Annotated in this window: 10 protein-coding genes; all 10 read left to right on the top strand. The window is 72.1% G+C overall.

All coding sequences use genetic code 11. From position 1 onward, the window contains the following. The first annotated feature begins 32 nt into the window (after positions 1-32). Positions 33-1,052, top strand: coding sequence for a rod shape-determining protein (locus tag PSQ21_RS09860; RefSeq protein ID WP_018959187.1), 1,020 nt, complete (start codon positions 33-35; stop codon positions 1,050-1,052). Positions 1,053-1,247: 195 nt separating this feature from the next. Next, entirely contained in the window at positions 1,248-2,297 is a 1,050-nt protein-coding gene (mreC, locus tag PSQ21_RS09855) for a rod shape-determining protein MreC (RefSeq protein ID WP_274030060.1), read from the top strand. An 11-nt stretch (positions 2,298-2,308) separates the two neighbouring features. Then, a complete protein-coding gene (gene mreD, locus PSQ21_RS09850; protein WP_274030059.1) occupies positions 2,309-2,974 on the top strand; it encodes a rod shape-determining protein MreD in 666 nt (221 codons plus the stop codon). 99 nt (positions 2,975-3,073) lie between these two features. Continuing rightward, the gene (mrdA, locus tag PSQ21_RS09845) at positions 3,074-5,296 is read left to right on the top strand and encodes a penicillin-binding protein 2 (protein WP_274030058.1); all 2,223 of its coding nucleotides are present in this window, start codon (positions 3,074-3,076) and stop codon (positions 5,294-5,296) included. Next, the gene (rodA, locus tag PSQ21_RS09840) at positions 5,296-6,489 is read left to right on the top strand and encodes a rod shape-determining protein RodA (protein WP_274030057.1); all 1,194 of its coding nucleotides are present in this window, start codon (positions 5,296-5,298) and stop codon (positions 6,487-6,489) included. Before mrdA ends, rodA begins: the two co-directional genes overlap by 1 nt. Positions 6,490-6,518: 29 nt before the next feature. Continuing rightward, positions 6,519-8,045 (top strand): CYTH and CHAD domain-containing protein, encoded by a 1,527-nt coding sequence (locus PSQ21_RS09835; RefSeq protein ID WP_274030056.1) that lies wholly within the window; start codon positions 6,519-6,521, stop codon positions 8,043-8,045. A gap of 52 nt (positions 8,046-8,097) precedes the next feature. Further along, positions 8,098-10,026 carry a TIGR03960 family B12-binding radical SAM protein gene (locus tag PSQ21_RS09830; RefSeq protein WP_274030055.1) on the top strand — a complete coding sequence of 643 codons (1,929 nt, stop codon included), beginning with the start codon at positions 8,098-8,100 and terminating at the stop codon, positions 10,024-10,026. An 82-nt stretch (positions 10,027-10,108) separates the two neighbouring features. Beyond that, positions 10,109-11,311, top strand: coding sequence for a hypothetical protein (locus PSQ21_RS09825; RefSeq protein WP_274030054.1), 1,203 nt, complete (start codon positions 10,109-10,111; stop codon positions 11,309-11,311). A gap of 122 nt (positions 11,312-11,433) precedes the next feature. After that, on the top strand, positions 11,434-12,216 hold the full coding sequence (locus PSQ21_RS09820) for a TIGR03936 family radical SAM-associated protein (protein ID WP_274030053.1): 783 nt from the start codon (positions 11,434-11,436) through the stop codon (positions 12,214-12,216). A gap of 228 nt (positions 12,217-12,444) precedes the next feature. Further along, a complete protein-coding gene (locus tag PSQ21_RS09815; protein ID WP_274030052.1) occupies positions 12,445-16,884 on the top strand; it encodes an Rne/Rng family ribonuclease in 4,440 nt (1,479 codons plus the stop codon). The last annotated feature ends 260 nt before the right edge of the window (positions 16,885-17,144 follow it).

Below are 17,144 nucleotides of genomic sequence, written 5' to 3'. Positions count from 1 at the left end.
GACGCATCCTCATGGGGAACAAGGGGAACTCAATGTCGTTCATCGGCCGTGACATGGCTATCGACCTCGGGACTGCCAACACGCTGGTGTACGTCAGGGGGCGCGGCATCGTTCTGAACGAGCCGTCCGTCGTGGCCATCAACACCAACACCGGCGGAATTCTGGCGGTCGGCTCCGAGGCCAAGAAGATGATCGGGCGCACGCCGGGCAACATCGTTGCCGTGCGGCCCCTGAAGGACGGCGTGATCGCCGACTTCGAGATCACGGAGCGGATGCTCCGCTACTTCATCCTCAAGATCCACAAGCGTCGCTACCTGGCCCGCCCCCGCGTCGTCGTCTGTGTGCCCTCCGGTATCACCGGGGTCGAGCGCCGCGCCGTCATCGAGGCGTCCACGCAGGCCGGCGCGCGCCAGGTGCACATCATCGAGGAGCCCATGGCCGCGGCCATCGGTTCGGGCCTGCCGGTCCACGAGGCCACCGGGAACATGGTCGTGGACATCGGCGGCGGCACCACCGAGGTCGCCGTGATCTCGCTCGGCGGCATCGTCACCGCCCAGTCGATCCGCACCGCGGGTGACGAGCTGGACAACGCGATCATCCAGCACATCAAGAAGGAGTACTCACTCCTCCTCGGTGAGCGGTCCGCCGAACAGATCAAGATCACCATCGGTTCGGCTTTCGACCTGGAGAAGGACGAGCACACCGAGATCCGCGGCCGCGACCTGGTCTCCGGGCTGCCCAAGACGGTCGTCATCTCGGCCGCCGAGGTCCGCAAGGCCATCGAGGAACCGGTCAACGCGATCGTCGACGCCGTGAAGACGACGCTCGACAAGTGCCCGCCCGAGCTGTCCGGCGACATCATGGACCGCGGCATCGTCCTCACCGGCGGCGGCGCGCTGCTGCGCGGTCTGGACGAGCGGCTGCGCCACGAGACGGGCATGCCGATCCACATCGCCGAGGACCCGCTGGACTCGGTGGCGCTCGGCTCCGGCAAGTGCGTCGAGGAGTTCGAGGCGCTCCAGCAGGTGCTGGACGCCCAGCCCCGCCGCTAGAGCACTACGGGAGGTGCCCTCCGGGGACATCACCCGATCCGGCGAGCGGACGCTGACGCTCCGCCCGCCGGATCGTTGATATAGATCGTTGCTGTACCTGTTCCGACGCGGAGACACATCGACGCGGCGGAAGCCACGTACAGCCACGTACACACAGGCACGAACATTCCGACGAGGAAGGCACGGCCGCCGCACGTGAGGGACACACGAGAGAGCCGGCTGCTCCTGGTGCTGCTGATCGCCATCGCATTCGCCCTGATCACGGTCGATATCCGAGGCGGCGAGGAGTCACCGGTCGACGGCGCGCGGCAGGCCGCGGCCACCGTCTTCGGACCGGTCGAGAACGGCGTGGCGGCAGCGGTCGACCCGGTGGGCAACGCCATAGGCGCGGTACGGGACTCCGGCAACCGGCACGACCGGATCTCCACCCTGGAGTTGGAGAACGCCGAGCTGAAGGCCAAGCTCGGCAGCGACGACCGCACCGACAGCCGGGTCCGCCAGCTCGACGCGATGCTGAAGAACGCGGGCACCGGACGGTACGGCATCAAGGGCGCCGAGGTCATCGCCATAGGAGCGGCCCAGGGCTTCTCCTGGACGGTCACCATCGACGCCGGGGCCGACGACGGCATCCGCCGCGACATGACCGTCCTCAACGGGGAGGGGCTGGTCGGCCGGGTCACCACCGTCGGCCCCAGCACCGCGACGGTCCTGCTCGCCAACGACCCCGACTTCACCGTCGGCACCCGGATGGAGAAGACCGACGAGCTCGGCTTCGCCACCGGCCAGGGCTCGCGCCCGCTGTCGGTGCAGTTCCTCAACGGCAAGGCCAAGGTGAAGGCCGGCGACCGGCTGGTCACCTTCGGCTCCAGCAAGGACAAGCCCTTCGTGCCCGGCGTTCCGGTCGGCGAGGTCGTCCGCGTCGACCCCTCCGGCGGCGCGCTGACCCGGACCGTCTACGTGAAGCCGTACGTCGGGTTCACCAAGCTCGACATCGTCGGCGTCGTCGTCCAGGCGCCCCGCGAGGACCCGCGCGACATGGTCCTGCCCAAGCAGCCCGTCAAGAAGAAGCCGAAGCCGACCCCCACGGTCACCGTCACGGTGCAGCCCAACGGGGACCTGGTGGACGGATCCGGCAAGGTCGTCGGCAACATCAACGAGGAGCCGGGCGGCGACGCCGCCGGTGACGCGGCAGGCGACCAGCAGGGCAACGCCCAACCCGACAACGCGGCCAACGACCAGGAGTAGAGCTGATCCCCATGCGCATCAACCGGACTCTGCTCTCCACCGTCCTGGTCGTCATCGCCCTCGTCGTCCAGGTCTCCGTCCTCGCCCGCCTCCAGCTCCCCGGGGCCGTCCCCGACCTGCTGCTCCTCACCGTCCTCGGGCTCGCCTTCGTGTACGGGCCGGTCAGCGGCTCCCTCATCGGCTTCGGCGCGGGCCTCCTCGCGGACCTCGCCCCGCCCGCCGACCACGCCGCCGGGCGCTACGCCCTGGTGCTCTGCGTCATCGGCTACCTCGCGGGCATGATCCGCCCGGAGAACGGGCAGCTGAAGTCGGCCTTCGCCCCGATGGCCGTGGTCGTCGCCGCCGCGATCGGCTCGACCCTGCTGTACGCGGGCGTCGGCGCGCTCGTCGGCGACACCGCCGCCCGCCATGTGGGCCTGGGCAGCCTGCTGTTCACGGCCGCGGTCTACGACCTGCTGCTGGCGCCCTTCGTGGTGCCGCTCATCATGGCGCTGGCCAGACGCACCGAGAACGATCCGATCGCCGAGGCCTCCTCCGGCGGAAACGACGTCGCCGCCGGCTGGCTCGCCTCGGGCACCGGTCTGAGGATCGGCACCCAGCGCGGCGGGCTGCGCGTCAAGGCCGCCCGCAACCGCGCCGCCCGCGCGGGCAGGATCAAGGGGGTCAAGCGACTGTGAAGCCGTACGCGACCGAGGAGGCCGGGGGCGCTCCGTGAGGCTGTACTTCCCGGGGGGCGACCCCCGCACCCCCAGCAGGACCACCCCAGGGGGCACCGCGTGAGCAACATTCCCGAGACCGGGCGGACCCAGCGGGTCCAGATCCGGCTCATCGTCATCCAGGTCCTCGTCTTCTCGCTGCTGCTCACCCTCGGCGGGCGCCTGTGGTACCTCCAGATCCGCAACGGCGACGAGTACACCGCCGAAGCCGCGGGCAACGGGGTGCAGCAGGTCGTCCAGCCCGCCGTGCGCGGCTCGATCCTCGACGCCCGCGGCGTACCGCTCGCCGACAACGAGACCCGTCTCGTCGTCTCCGCGAGCCGCACCGAGCTGCTGAAGATGAAGGACGACGGCGTCGGCGTCCTCACCCGCCTCGCCGACGTCCTGGACATGAAGGCGCAGGACGTCCGGGACAAGGTCCGCCTCTGCGACTCCAAGACCCCCCAGCCCTGCTGGAACGGATCGCCCTACCAGCCGATCCCGGTCACCGACGAGGCCACCACCCAGCAGGCCCTCCAGATCCGCGAGCGCGCCGAGGACTTCCCCGGCATCACCGCCGAACCCACCGCCGTACGCCGCTACGCCGCTCCCGGCAAGGCGAGGACCGCGCAGGTCCTCGGCTATCTCTCGCCCGTCACCGACGAGGAGATCCAGAAGGCGCAGGACGGCCCGTCGCCCTACCTCCGCTCCGACCAGGTCGGCCGCTCCGGCCTGGAGCGCACGTACGACAAGGAGCTGCGCGGCAAGGCGGGCGTCACCCGCTACGAGGTCGACAACCTCGGCCGCGTCATGGGCGAGGCGGAGAGCGACCCGGCGGTGGCCGGCTCCAGCCTCGTCACCAGCCTCGACGCCCGGGTCCAGGCGGTGGCCGAGTACGAGCTCGCCCAGGCGATGAAGACCGTCCGCCAGGAGACCGACAAGATCACCGGCCGGAAGTACGAGGCCGACTCCGGCGCCGTCGTCGTGATGGAGTCCAAGACGGGCCGCATCGTGTCCATGGCCTCCCAGCCCGACTACGACCCCAACGACTGGGTCGGCGGCATCTCCGGCAAGCAGTACGCCAAGCTCACCAGCAAGAAGTCCAACTACCCGCTGCTCAACCGGGGCATCCAGGGCCAGGCCCCCGCGGGCTCGATCTTCAAGGTGGTGTCGGCGAGCGCCGCCGTGCGCGCCGGTCACGACTTCGACGACCTCTACCAGTGCAGCAGCTCCTACAGCCTGGGCAACCAGACCTTCGCCAACTTCGAGTCCCAGGGGCACGGTCCCATCACCCTCGGCGACGCGCTCAAGTACTCCTGCAACACCGTCTTCTACCGTCTCGGCCACGAGGAGTGGGCGAAGGACGGCGGCATAAAGCCGAAGAAGGACGCCAAGGACTGGTTCTACCGCACCGCGCGTGACTTCGGCCTCGGCTCCGAGACCGGCATCGACCTGCCCAACGAGGTCAAGGGCCGCATCCCGGACCGCCAGTGGAAGCAGGACTTCTGGGAGGCCAACAAGGACGCCTGGTGCAAGGAGGGCAAGAAGGGCGGCACCTACGTCCAGCAGATCGCGTACGAGAGCTGCCTCGAAGGCAACCAGCTCAAGGCCTACGACAGCATCAACTACTCGATCGGCCAGGGTGACGTGCTCGTCACGCCCATCCAGATGGCCACCGCCTACGCCGCCATCAGCAACGGCGGCACCCTCCACGAGCCCACCGTCGGCAAGGCCGTGATCAGCCCGGACGGCAAGAGCGTCCGGGAGATCAAGCCCAAGGTCAGCGGCAAGCTGCCGGTCAGCGCCCAGACCATCAAGGACCTCGACAAGGGGCTGCGCTCGGTGGTCGAGCCCGGCGGCACCGCCGCCTGGCGGTTCGGCGGCTGGCCGCAGGACAAGATCCCGATGCGTGCCAAGACCGGTACCGCCCAGGTGTACGGCAAGCAGACCACCGGATGGTTCGCGACCTACACCGACGACTACACGATCGTCATGACGATCTCCCAGGGCGGCACCGGCTCCGGCTCCTCCGGGCCCGCCGTCCGCAAGATCTACGACGCGCTCTACGGCCTCGACGCCGAGGGCAACCAGGACAAAGAGAAGGCCCTGCTGCCGAAGCCCCAGAAGGCGCTGCCGAAGATCCAGCCCGACGGCTCGATCTACGCCCCCAAGGTCAAGCCCTACGACCCCACTCCGGCCGAACCCCAGCAGCAGCCGGGCGGACAGGAACCCCAGTTGCCCCTGCCGCCCGGAGGGCAGCCCGGACTCACCGGATCGCCGGCGTCGAACGGGAGGCAGCCCTGATGGCAGGTGGATTCTCCGTCTCCCGCTACGGCCCCGACGAGGGCTCCTGGGCCAAGCTGACCGCCCGCGACTCCCTCGCGCGGCGGCTGGACTGGCCGCTGCTCGGGGCCGCGCTCGCGCTGTCGTTCCTCGGCGCGCTGCTCGTGTGGTCCGCGACCCGCAACCGGGACCACCTCACCCAGGGCGACCCGTACTTCTTCCTCCTGAGGCACGCCCTCAACACCGGCATCGGCCTCGCCCTGATGATCGGCACGATCTGGCTCGGCCACCGCACGCTGCGCGGGGCCGTCCCCATCCTCTACGGCATCTCGGTGCTGCTGGTCCTGGCGGTCCTCACCCCGCTCGGCACCACGGTCAACGGCGCCCACGCGTGGATCAAGCTTCCCGCGGGCTTCTCGATCCAGCCCTCCGAGTTCACCAAGATCACCATCATCCTCGTGATGGCGATGCTGCTGGCGGCCCGCGTCGACGCGGGCGACCAGGCCCACCCGGACCACCGGACCGTCGCGAAGGCGCTGGGCCTCGCGGCCATCCCCATGGCCATCGTCATGCTCATGCCGGACCTCGGCTCGGTGATGGTCATGGCCGTCATCGTCCTCGGTGTCCTGCTGGCCTCCGGCGCCTCCAACCGCTGGGTCTTCGGCCTCCTCGGCGCGGGCGTGGCCGGAGCCGTCGCCATCTGGCAGCTCGGCCTGCTCGACGACTACCAGATCGCCCGCTTCGCCGCCTTCGCCAACCCCGCGCTCGACCCGGCGGGCGTCGGCTACAACACCAACCAGGCCCGCATCGCGATCGGCTCCGGCGGACTCACCGGCACCGGCCTCTTCGAAGGCACCCAGACCACCGGTCAGTTCGTGCCCGAGCAGCAGACCGACTTCGTCTTCACCGTCGCCGGCGAGGAGCTGGGCTTCCTCGGCGCGGGACTGATCATCGTGCTCCTGGGCGTCGTCCTGTGGCGCGCCTGTCGGATCGCCCGCGAGACCACCGAGCTGTACGGCACGGTCGTCGCCGCCGGGATCATCGCCTGGTTCGCCTTCCAGTCCTTCGAGAACATCGGCATGACGCTCGGCATCATGCCGGTCGCCGGGCTGCCGCTGCCCTTCGTCTCCTACGGAGGGTCCTCGATGTTCGCCGTCTGGGTGGCGATCGGGCTGCTCCAGTCCATCCGGGTGCAACGGCCGATGTCCGCCTGAACCCGGCACACGCGGGTAGGTGTCCGTACATGGCGGACACCAAGCGCGAGATCGAGCGGAAGTACGAAGCCACCGACGACACCCGGCTGCCCGACCTGACCCGGGCGGCCGGGGTCGACCGGGCCGTCCCGCACGGCCGGACCGAGCTGGACGCCGTCTACTGGGACACCCACGACCTCCGCCTCGCCGCCGACTCCCTCACCCTGCGCCGCAGGACCGGCGGGGCCGACGAGGGCTGGCACGCGAAGTTCCCCGTCGCCGTCGGCGTACGGGACGAGATCCACGAGCCGCTCTCCGACGCGGTGCCGCCCCCGCTGGCGGCACTGCTCCGCTCCCGGGTCCGCCACGCGGAGCTCGTCCCCGTCGTCCGGCTGCTCTCCTCCCGTGACGTCCACCACCTGCTGGCCGCCGACGGGACCCTCCTCGCCGAGGTCAGCGTCGACGCGGTGCTCGCGGAGCGCCTCGCGGGGGAGGGGAGCGGCGCCACCGCCGCCTGGACCGAGATCGAGGTCGAGCTGGCCGACGACGGAGACCCCGCGATCCTGGACGCCGTCGAGAAGAGGTTGCGCAAGGCGGGGATCCGTTCTGCGGAATCCTCGTCGAAGCTCGCCAGGGCGCTGGCGGAGACGAACCTGAACCCCGACGACACGGGAACCCCGAAGCCGACGACGTACACCGCGGGCGACCACGTCCTCGCCTACGTACGGAAGCAGATCGCCACGATCGTCCGCCTCGACCCCGCCGTCCGCCGCGACCTGCCCGACTCCGTGCACAAGATGCGCGTCGCCACCCGCCGACTGCGCAGCACCTTCAAGACCCACCGGAGGATCCTCGACCGCGAGGTCACCGACCCCATCGGCGCGGAGCTCAAGTGGCTCGCCGCCGAACTGGGCCTCGACCGCGACCAGGAGGTCCTGGAGGAGCGCCTCGGCTCACGCGTCGAGGCCCTGCCCGCCGCCCTGACGCTCGGCCCGGTCCGAGGCCGCCTCCGCGTCTGGTCGGCCGCCCGCCGCACCGGATCGCGCCGCAGGATCATCGACGTACTGGACGGGAAGCGGTATCTGGACCTCCTGGACGCCCTCGACGCGCTGAGCGCCGACCCGCCCCTGCGCCCGGCCGCCGGCCGCGCACCCGGCAAGGTCCTGCCCAAGGCGGTCCTCAAGGACGACAAGAAGCTCGCGCGCCGGATGAGCCACGCTCTGGAGCAACCCCCGGGTCCCGGGCGGGACACGGCGATGCACGAGGCCCGCAAGGCCGCCAAACGCGCCCGGTACGCGGGCGAGGCGGCCCGCCCCTCACTCGGCAAGCCCGCCAAGCGCTTCGCCAAGCGTGTGAAGGCCGTGCAGTCCGTCCTCGGCGACCATCAGGACAGCGTCGTCGCCCGCGAGGCCCTGCGCATGCTCGCGATCCAGTCGCACGCGGCGGGGGAGACCGCGTTCACCTGGGGACTGCTGTACGGGCAGGAGGAGGCCGCGGCCGAGGCCCGCGAGCGCGAACTGCCCGGGGTCTGGGCCCGCGCCGGCGCCCCCGGACTGCGCGCGGATCTGAAGCGGTGAGGACCGGGGTACGCTGGATGGTCACCCCTGCCGGCTCACGAAGGTTCGCGAGATGTCTGCCGCATCGGTCTTCCCACAGCTCGAAGCTCTGCTCCCGCATGTGCAGAAGCCCATCCAGTACGTCGGCGGTGAGCTGAACTCCACCGTCAAGGAGTGGGACAGCTGCGACGTCCGCTGGACCCTCATGTACCCCGACGCCTACGAGGTCGGACTCCCCAACCAGGGCGTCATGATCCTCTACGAGGTGCTCAACGAGCGCGAGGGCGTCCTCGCCGAGCGCACGTACAGCGTCTGGCCCGACCTCGAAGCGCTGATGCGCGAGCACGGCGTGCCGCAGTTCACCGTGGACAGCCACCGCCCCGTCGGCGCGTTCGACGTCTTCGGGCTGAGCTTCTCCACCGAGCTGGGCTACACCAACATGCTCACCGCCCTGGACCTCGCGGGCATCCCGCTGGAGTCCAAGGACCGTGACATCGACCACCCGATCGTCCTCGCGGGCGGCCACGCCGCGTTCAACCCCGAGCCGATCGCGGACTTCATCGACTGCGCGGTCGTCGGCGACGGCGAGCAGGCCGTCCTGGAGATCACCGAGATCATCCGCGCCTGGAAGGCCGAGGGCCGCCCCGGCGGCCGTGACGAGGTGCTCTTCCGGCTGTCGAAGACCGGCGGGGTCTACGTCCCGCGCTTCTACGACGTCGAGTACCTCCCCGACGGCCGGATCGGCCGCGTCGTGCCCAACCGGTCCGGCGTGCCGTGGCGGGTCTCCAAGCACACGGTGATGGACCTCGACGAGTGGCCCTACCCCAAGCAGCCGCTCGTCCCGCTCGCGGAGACCGTGCACGAACGGATGTCCGTGGAGATCTTCCGCGGCTGCACCCGCGGCTGCCGTTTCTGCCAGGCCGGCATGATCACGCGCCCCGTGCGGGAGCGAAGCATCACCGGCATCGGCGAGATGGTCGAGAAGGGTCTCAAGGCGACCGGCTTCGAGGAGGTCGGTCTGCTCTCGCTCTCCTCCGCCGACCACAGCGAGATCGGCGACATCGCCAAGGGCCTCGCCGACCGCTACACCGAGGACAAGGTCGGCCTCTCGCTGCCCTCGACCCGGGTCGACGCGTTCAACGTCGACCTGGCCAACGAGCTGACCCGCAACGGCCGCCGCTCCGGCCTCACCTTCGCCCCCGAGGGCGGCTCCGAGCGCATGCGCAAGGTCATCAACAAGATGGTCTCGGAGGAGGACCTGATCCGGACGGTCGCCACCGCGTACGGCAACGGCTGGCGTCAGGTGAAGCTGTACTTCATGTGCGGCCTGCCCACCGAGACCGACGAGGACGTCCTCCAGATCGGCGACATGGCGGTCAACGTCATCGCCAAGGGCCGGGAGGTCTCCGGCCAGAACGACATCCGCGCCACGGTCTCCATCGGCGGTTTCGTCCCCAAGCCGCACACCCCCTTCCAGTGGGCCCCGCAGCTCAGCGCCGAGGACACCGACGCCCGGCTGAAGAAGCTCCGCGACAAGATCCGCGGCGACAAGAAGTACGGCCGCTCCATCGGCTTCCGCTACCACGACGGCAAGCCCGGTATCGTCGAGGGCCTCCTGTCGCGCGGCGACCGCCGCGTCGGCTCCGTCATCCGCGAGGTCTACGAGTCCGGCGGCCGTTTCGACGGCTGGCGCGAGCACTTCAGCTACGACCTCTGGATGAACTGCGCCGAGAAGACGCTGCCCGCGTTCGGGGTCGACGTCGACTGGTACACCACCCGCGAGCGCACCTACGAGGAGGTCCTGCCCTGGGACCACCTCGACTCCGGCCTGGACAAGGACTGGCTCTGGGAGGACTGGCAGGACGCGCTCGACGAGACCGAGGTCGAGGACTGCCGCTGGACCCCCTGCTTCGACTGCGGCGTCTGCCCGCAGCTCGACCTGGACATCCAGATCGGCCCGACCGGCAAGAAGCTCCTGCCGCTCAGCGTCGTCAACAAATAGCCCTCGCGTGTTCCGTGTGACAACACGGTGACGTCAGGCCCGGCCGGCAACCCCGGACCGGGCCTGACGCGTCCTTGACGGCATGGACTACGGCAAGCACCAGGCCCCCCAGGGGTACGAGCCCGGCGAAGGCGTGCTGACCACGCTGATCAGGATCCCGGTGCGGATCGTGGTCGTGGTGCTCGTCCTGCCCGTCCGCATGGTCTGGGACGCGCTCACCGCCCTCTGGCACGCCGCCGACCGTGTTCTGCTGCGCCCGCTGGGCCGGGCGCTGGCACGGCTCCTCGACACCCTCGTCACGACCCCGCTGACCTGGCTGTACACCTGGGTCCTCACCCCGCTGGGCAAGGCCGCCTCCTGGCTGGTCGTCGCCCTTCTCCTCTGGCCCTGGATCGGTCTGTGGCGGTACGTGGTCGTCCCCGTCGCCCGCTACGGGATCGCCGCGGCGGCGGTATGGCTGTACAGGGCCGTCCTCACCCCGCTGGGCCACGGCCTGCGATGGATCGGCACCGCCCTGCTGGCCCCGGCGGCACGCGGTCTTGCAACCGGCCTGACCTGGCTGTTCATCACCCTGCTCGTCCTGCCTCTCGCGGCTGCGTGGCGGTACGTGATCGTCCCCGTCGCCCACTACGGACTGATCGTCCCGGTGGTGTGGCTGTACGAGGCGGTCCTCACCCCCCTCGGCCTCGGCGCGGCCTGGGTCCTGGGCAGGCTGTGGCAGGGCACCGCCTGGGCGCTGGGCCGGCTCTGGCGGGGGACCGCGGCCACCGGGCGCGGGCTGGGCGTCGCCCTCGTCTGGCTGGTCATGACCCTCCTGGTCGCCCCCGCCTCCTGGACGTACCGCCGGATCCTCGCCCCGGTCGGCCGGGAGGCCGCCGCCGCGTTCGAGGTCGCCTGGCGGATCGCCGGATACCTCTCCCGGGCCGTCGGCCGGGCCCTCGCCACGATCGCCCGGTACCTGATCGGCGCACCCGTCTCCTGGGCGTACCGCACTGTGTGCACCCCCGTCGGCCACTTCCTGCGCGACTCCGTGTGGGCCCCGGCCCGCCGCGCCGCCGCCGAGGCGGGCCGGACCGCCCGCGCGGCCCTCGCGTCCGCCCGGGAAACCGTGCGCCGGGCACGCCGCGACGCGTGGCGCGCGTTGGGCGGCTCCACGGGCGGCGCTTGGTCCGGGGAACCGGTGGGGATCCCTGCGCGTACTCTGGGTAGTACAACGACTGTCCCCAGCGCGGCGCAGGCGTCCGAGACCCCACCGCTCGGCGAGAAGTTCGTCAAGCGGGGGTGAGCCGGAGCGGCACCCGGGGGGCACCCGAAGCTCGTGGGCGGCGCGCCACCGCGCCCGCCCCGCACCGAGGAGAAGAACCACTGGGCAAGCGACAGCCCGAAGGCCCGCCGCCCGCACCGGCAGTGCAGCGCATCCGCCTGCGCTACACCAAGCGCGGCCGCCTCCGGTTCACCAGCCACCGAGACTTCCAGCGGGCCTTCGAGCGGGCACTGCGCCGCTCCGAGGTGCCGATGGCGTACTCGGCGGGCTTCACCCCCCACCCCAAGGTCTCCTACGCCAATGCCGCACCCACCGGCACGGGCAGTGAGGCGGAGTTCCTGGAGATCGCCCTCACCGAGGCGCGGGACCCCGAGGTCCTGCGCGGACTGCTCGACGCGTCGATGCCGGACGGCCTCGACATCATCGACGCGGTGGAGGCCCGGACCTCGGGCCTGGCCGAGCGGCTCACCGCGTCCGTCTGGGAGATGCGCCTGGACGGCGTCGACCCCGAGGACGCCCGTACCGCCGTGGCCGCCTTCAACGACGCCGGGACCGTGGAGGTCCAGCGCAAGGCGAAGAACGGCATCCGGACGTTCGACGCCCGTGGAGCCGTCGCCGACCTGCGGGTCGTCGACGCTCCGGCCGATAGGCCGGGCGAGCGGCCCTGTGCGATACTGCGCCTGGTTGTTCGGCACGTGACACCCGCCGTGCGACCCGACGACGTCCTGTCCGGTCTCCGAGCTGTGGCCGACCTGGCGCCGCCCGTTCCCGCTGCGGTGACGAGGCTGGCGCAGGGGCTCTTCGACGAGGAGTCCGGCACGGTGACCGACCCGCTCGCGCCCGACCGCGAGGCCGCCCCGACCGCGCGTTCCGCGGTCGCCGGGGCAGCCGTCGCGACGGCGCCGGAAGGTTCAGGTTCCGCGTAGGACGGTCGTTGTAGCGCAGCCCTCCGACCCGGGAGCCACCTGGGTCGGGCCGCGCACTGACCCACAAGACTTTCGCCAGGCCGTACGCACACCGCATACGGAACCGGCGAGCCAGACATCAGCTCCCGTGCGGCGCCCGCGCCCCGGACGGCGGTATCGCACCACTGCGGACCGTGCCGGACCGGAATCAGACGCGGCGCCCGGGAGCACGACGGGAGAACCGCCCGCATGCCTCAGCCGAACGAACCCGGCACGACCGGGAACAACGAAGAGAACACCCCCGGGGACAAGCTGCCGCCGCGCCGCAGGCGCCGCGCCGCTTCCCGCCCGGCGGGCCCGCCCGGTGCGACCGCGGCCCCCGCCGAGGACGTCACGCCGGCCATACCGGCCGCCGATGCCGCCGCCCCCGCCGCGGACGACACGCCCGGGGAAACGGTCGCCGAGACCGCCCCGCCCGCCCGTACGCGCCGTCGCGCCGTGCGGAAGGCCACCGCGCCCGCCGGAGCCCCGGAGCCGGTGGAGAACACCGGGCCCGCCCCGGCCGCCGATGCCCCCGCGCCGGCTGCCGAGACCCCCGCTCCGGCCGCCGCCGAGGAGGAGCCCGCCGCTCCCGCGCCGCGCACCCGCCGCCGCGCGGTCCGCAAGGCGACCGCCCCGGCGGGCGCGCCGGAGGCCGTGGAGGCCCCCGCCCCGGTAGTGGAGACCCCGGCGGAGCCCGTCACCGACCTCGGCCCCGAGTCCGTCGACCCCGAGTCCGTCGACCCCGAGGAAGAGACCGAGGTCGCCGTGGAGATCCCCGACGAGGCCCCGGCGCCCCGCCGCCGTCGCGCCTCCCGCAAGGCCACCGCCCCCGCGGGCACCCCGGCAGCGGCCGAGGCCGCCGTCGTGGTCGAGCCGGCTGTCGCCGCCGAGCCCGCCGCCGTGGTCGAGGCCGCCGAGCCCGCCGCTGCCGTCGCCGAGCCGGAGCCCGTACAGGCTCCTCGCGGCCGTGTCCGCCGCCGCGCTTCGGCCCCGGCCGGTACGCCGGGGGCCGCCGCGCCCGTCGCCGAGCCGGTGACCGAGCCGGCCCCCGTCGCCGAGACCCCGGCAGCCGGGGCGGAGGCCGTGGAGGAGACCCCGGCCCCGCGTACCCGCCGCCGCGCGTCCCGTAAGGCGTCCGCGCCCGCCGGTACGCCGCAGCCGGCCGCCGAGCCCGTCGAGACCCCCGCGGAGCCCGTCGAGGCGGGCGAGAGCCTGCCCGCCGCCGTCGCCGAGGAACTCGCCGCCGAGGCGGAGGAGGTCCAGGAGGCCGCCCCGCGCGGACGCCAGCGCCGCCGGGCCACCGCCGCCGCCGGTCGTCCCGAGTTCACCACCAAGCCCGAGGAGCCGACGCGCAAGGGCCGTCGCGCGACGCGCCCCGCCGTCGCCGTCTTCCAGGCCCCGGTCTTCGCCGAGCCGATGTTCCAGACCCCCGAGACCGCGGCCGCCGCCGCTGCCGCGGCCGGTTCCCCCTCGGCGTACGACGAGGCCGACGAGGTCGAGGAGCAGCGGACCGCCGGGGCCGAGCAGAGCGCCCCGCCCGCCGAGGCCGCGCCGCAGGGCGGCTCTCGCCGCCGTCGCCGCCGCCGCGGCGAGGCCGACGTGACCGAGCAGGCCGCCGAGCCCGCCGCTCCGGTGGAGGCGCCCGCCGAGCAGCCCGCCGATGAGGCCCCCGAGGCCGAGGCGGACGAGCACGAGGGCGAGGACACCGACGAGTACGGCGACCGCCCCTCGCGCCGCCGCCGTCGTGGCGGCCGCCGCCGCCGCCGTGGCGAGGTCAACGACACGGACGACGAGCAGCAGCCCGCCGAGGAGGACGCGCCCGCGCCGTCCCGCGCCGAGGAGCCCCGCTCCGAGGACGAGCGGGTCCGCGGCCGGAGCCAGGCCCAGGACGACGCCGAAGAGAACGACGAGGACGACGACGCGTCGGCCTCCGGTTCGAGCAGCAGCCGCCGTCGCCGCCGTCGCCGTCGCCGCAGCGGTGACGCCGTCGCCGAGGCCGACCACGGCACCGCCGACGACCCGGAGCGTACGGTCGTCAAGGTCCGCGAGCCCCGCAAGAAGGAGGAGCGCGAGCCGGGCACCGGCTTCGACGAGGTCCAGTCCATCAAGGGCTCGACCCGTATGGAGGCCAAGAAGCAGCGCCGCCGCGAGGGCCGCGAGCAGGGCCGCCGCCGCGTCCCGATCATCACCGAGGCGGAGTTCCTCGCCCGCCGCGAGGCCGTCGAGCGCGTGATGGTGGTCCGCCAGAGCGGCGAGCGCACCCAGATCGGCGTCCTCGAGGACAACGTGCTCGTCGAGCACTACGTCAACAAGGAGCAGGCCACCAGCTACGTCGGCAACGTCTACCTGGGCAAGGTCCAGAACGTGCTGCCGTCCATGGAGGCCGCCTTCGTCGACATCGGCAAGGGCCGCAACGCCGTCCTCTACGCCGGTGAGGTCAACTTCGAGGCGCTCGGCATGGGCCACGGGCCGCGCCGCATCGAGACCGCGCTCAAGTCCGGCCAGTCGGTCCTCGTCCAGGTGACCAAGGACCCGATCGGCCACAAGGGCGCGCGTCTGACGAGCCAGGTCTCGCTGCCCGGCCGCTACCTCGTCTACGTGCCCGAGGGCTCGATGACCGGGATCAGCCGCAAGCTGCCCGACACCGAGCGCTCCCGCCTCAAGACCATCCTCAAGAAGATCGTCCCCGAGGACGCCGGCGTCATCGTGCGCACCGCCGCCGAGGGCGCGAGCGAGGACGAGCTGCGCCGTGACGTCGAGCGGCTCCAGGGACAGTGGGAGGACATCCAGCGGAAGGCGAAGGGCACCAGCGGCTCTAACGCGCCGACGCTGCTCTACGGCGAGCCGGACATGACCGTCCGGGTCGTCCGCGACATCTTCAACGAGGACTTCTCCAAGGTCATCGTCAGCGGTGACGATGCGTGGGAGACCATCCACGGTTACGTCTCGCACGTCGCGCCCGACCTGACGGAGCGGCTGTCGCGCTGGACCTCCGAGGTCGACGTCTTCGCGACGTACCGCATCGACGAGCAGCTGATGAAGGCGCTGGACCGCAAGGTCTACCTGCCCAGCGGCGGTTCGCTGGTGATCGACAAGACCGAGGCGATGATCGTCGTCGACGTCAACACCGGCAAGTTCACCGGCCAGGGCGGCAACCTGGAGGAGACCGTCACCAGGAACAACCTGGAGGCGGCCGAGGAGATCGTGCGCCAGCTGCGGCTGCGCGACCTCGGCGGGATCGTCGTCGTCGACTTCATCGACATGGTGCTGGAGTCCAACCGGGACCTGGTGCTGCGCCGGCTCCTGGAGTGCCTGGGCCGCGACCGCACCAAGCACCAGGTCGCCGAGGTCACCTCGCTGGGCCTGGTCCAGATGACCCGCAAGCGGGTGGGCCAGGGTCTGCTGGAGTCCTTCTCCGAGACCTGCGTCCACTGCAACGGCCGCGGCGTCATCGTCCACATGGAGCAGCCGACGTCCGTCGGCGGCGGTGGCGGCGGCAAGAAGTCCAAGAAGCGCGGTCGCGGCGGCGCGGGCCAGGACCACGAGCACGGTCAGGACCACGGCCACGGCCACGGTCACGACGAGCACGCAGCCGAGACCGCCGAGACCGAGTCGGAGGCCGAGCTGGCCGCCGAGGTCGCCGCCCCGGTCTCCCTGGCGGACCTGGAACCGGCCGCCGACGAGGAGTTCTACGGCAGCCCCGCCGAGGCCGAGGCCGCCGCCACGCGCGGTCGTGGCCGTCGCCGGGCCTCCCGCAAGGCGTCCGCCCCGGCCGGCGCCCCGAGGGCCGAGGCGCCCGCCCCGCCCGTCGAGGCCCCCGTCGCCGAGACCCGGCCCGAGCCGGTCGAGGCGGCGCCCGCCGAGGCTCCGGCCGCGAAGGTCGCGGAGGCAGCGGAGGCCGCTGAGGCCCCCGAGGCCGCCGAGGCTCCGGTCGAGGCCGCGCCCCAGGGGCGCCCGCGCCGTCGGGCCACCCGTAAGGCGACCGCCCCGGCGGGTTCGCCGAAGCAGGCCGAGGCCGCGGAGCCGGTCCGGCCGGCCGAGCCCACGACGGACCCGGTCGCGGTCGAGGACCCGGTCGTCGAGGCGCCCGCCGCCGAGACCCCGGAGACCCCGGCGCCCGAGACCCCGGCGCCCGAGACCCCGGCGCCCGAGACCTCGGAGGCTCCGGAGGTTCCGGAGGAGAAGGCCCCCGAGGCCGAGGCCCCCGTGGCCGCCCCGCCGCGCGCCCGGCGCCGGGTGACCCGTAAGGTCACCGCACCCGCGGGCTCGCCCACCGGGTCGGACGACGCGGAGGTCGTCGTGGTTGCTTCGGCGCCCGGGCCGAAGGCCGCGGAATCCGAGGTCCGGGGCGCCGAGGGAGCGGACGGAGCGGCGGAATCCGGAATGACGGATTCCGAGTCCGGACCCGTGGAACCGGCCCCGGCGAAGAAGACGGCCCGCAAGGCCGCGGCCAAGAAGGCCCCGGCGAAGAAGGCGGTCGCCAAGAAGACCGCCGCGAAGAAGACCGCCGCCAAGAAGACGACAGCCAAGACGACGGCCAAGACGGCCGCCAAGAAGACGACGAAGAAGACCGTCGCCGCTGAGCAGTCGTCGCCGTCCGTAACGGCGTCCGCGCCCTCCGCGGAGGGTGAGTCGTCGGCCGGCTGATGAATTCGTAACCGGTTGTTCATCTTCAGGTGTCCCGCTCCGAGCTCATCGGGGCGGGACACCTGCTTTGTTTCACAATTGATGCAGGGGCCGGTTAACGGGCCCGAAATGGGCCGAGAAATCCCTGATAATGTGACGGCGGTTGCCATGCGTGTGAGCGTTCTTCACGAAAACTACGGTTGGTGACAAGGCCCGGCGAAGATACCGACCGGGTCGGATTCCTCGGCAGGGCGTCGGCATCGCGCCGGTGGGGTTACGCG

The sequence above is a fragment of the Streptomyces sp. MMBL 11-1 genome, assembly GCF_028622875.1.
In the GTDB taxonomy this organism is placed as follows: domain Bacteria; phylum Actinomycetota; class Actinomycetes; order Streptomycetales; family Streptomycetaceae; genus Streptomyces.
This window is presented reverse-complemented; position numbering and strand designations above follow the sequence as displayed.

What these genes read in the sequence shown, in the direction of transcription:
- PSQ21_RS09830 (WP_274030055.1), top strand. Translation starts at nt 8,098, where the DNA reads ATGTCTGCCGCATCGGTCTTCCCACAGCTCGAAGCTCTGCTCCCGCAT.
- PSQ21_RS09835 (WP_274030056.1), top strand. Translation starts at nt 6,519, where the DNA reads ATGGCGGACACCAAGCGCGAGATCGAGCGGAAGTACGAAGCCACCGAC.
- PSQ21_RS09815 (WP_274030052.1), top strand. Translation starts at nt 12,445, where the DNA reads ATGCCTCAGCCGAACGAACCCGGCACGACCGGGAACAACGAAGAGAAC.
- PSQ21_RS09825 (WP_274030054.1), top strand. Translation starts at nt 10,109, where the DNA reads ATGGACTACGGCAAGCACCAGGCCCCCCAGGGGTACGAGCCCGGCGAA.
- rodA (WP_274030057.1), top strand. Translation starts at nt 5,296, where the DNA reads ATGGCAGGTGGATTCTCCGTCTCCCGCTACGGCCCCGACGAGGGCTCC.
- PSQ21_RS09860 (WP_018959187.1), top strand. Translation starts at nt 33, where the DNA reads ATGTCGTTCATCGGCCGTGACATGGCTATCGACCTCGGGACTGCCAAC.
- mreD (WP_274030059.1), top strand. Translation starts at nt 2,309, where the DNA reads ATGCGCATCAACCGGACTCTGCTCTCCACCGTCCTGGTCGTCATCGCC.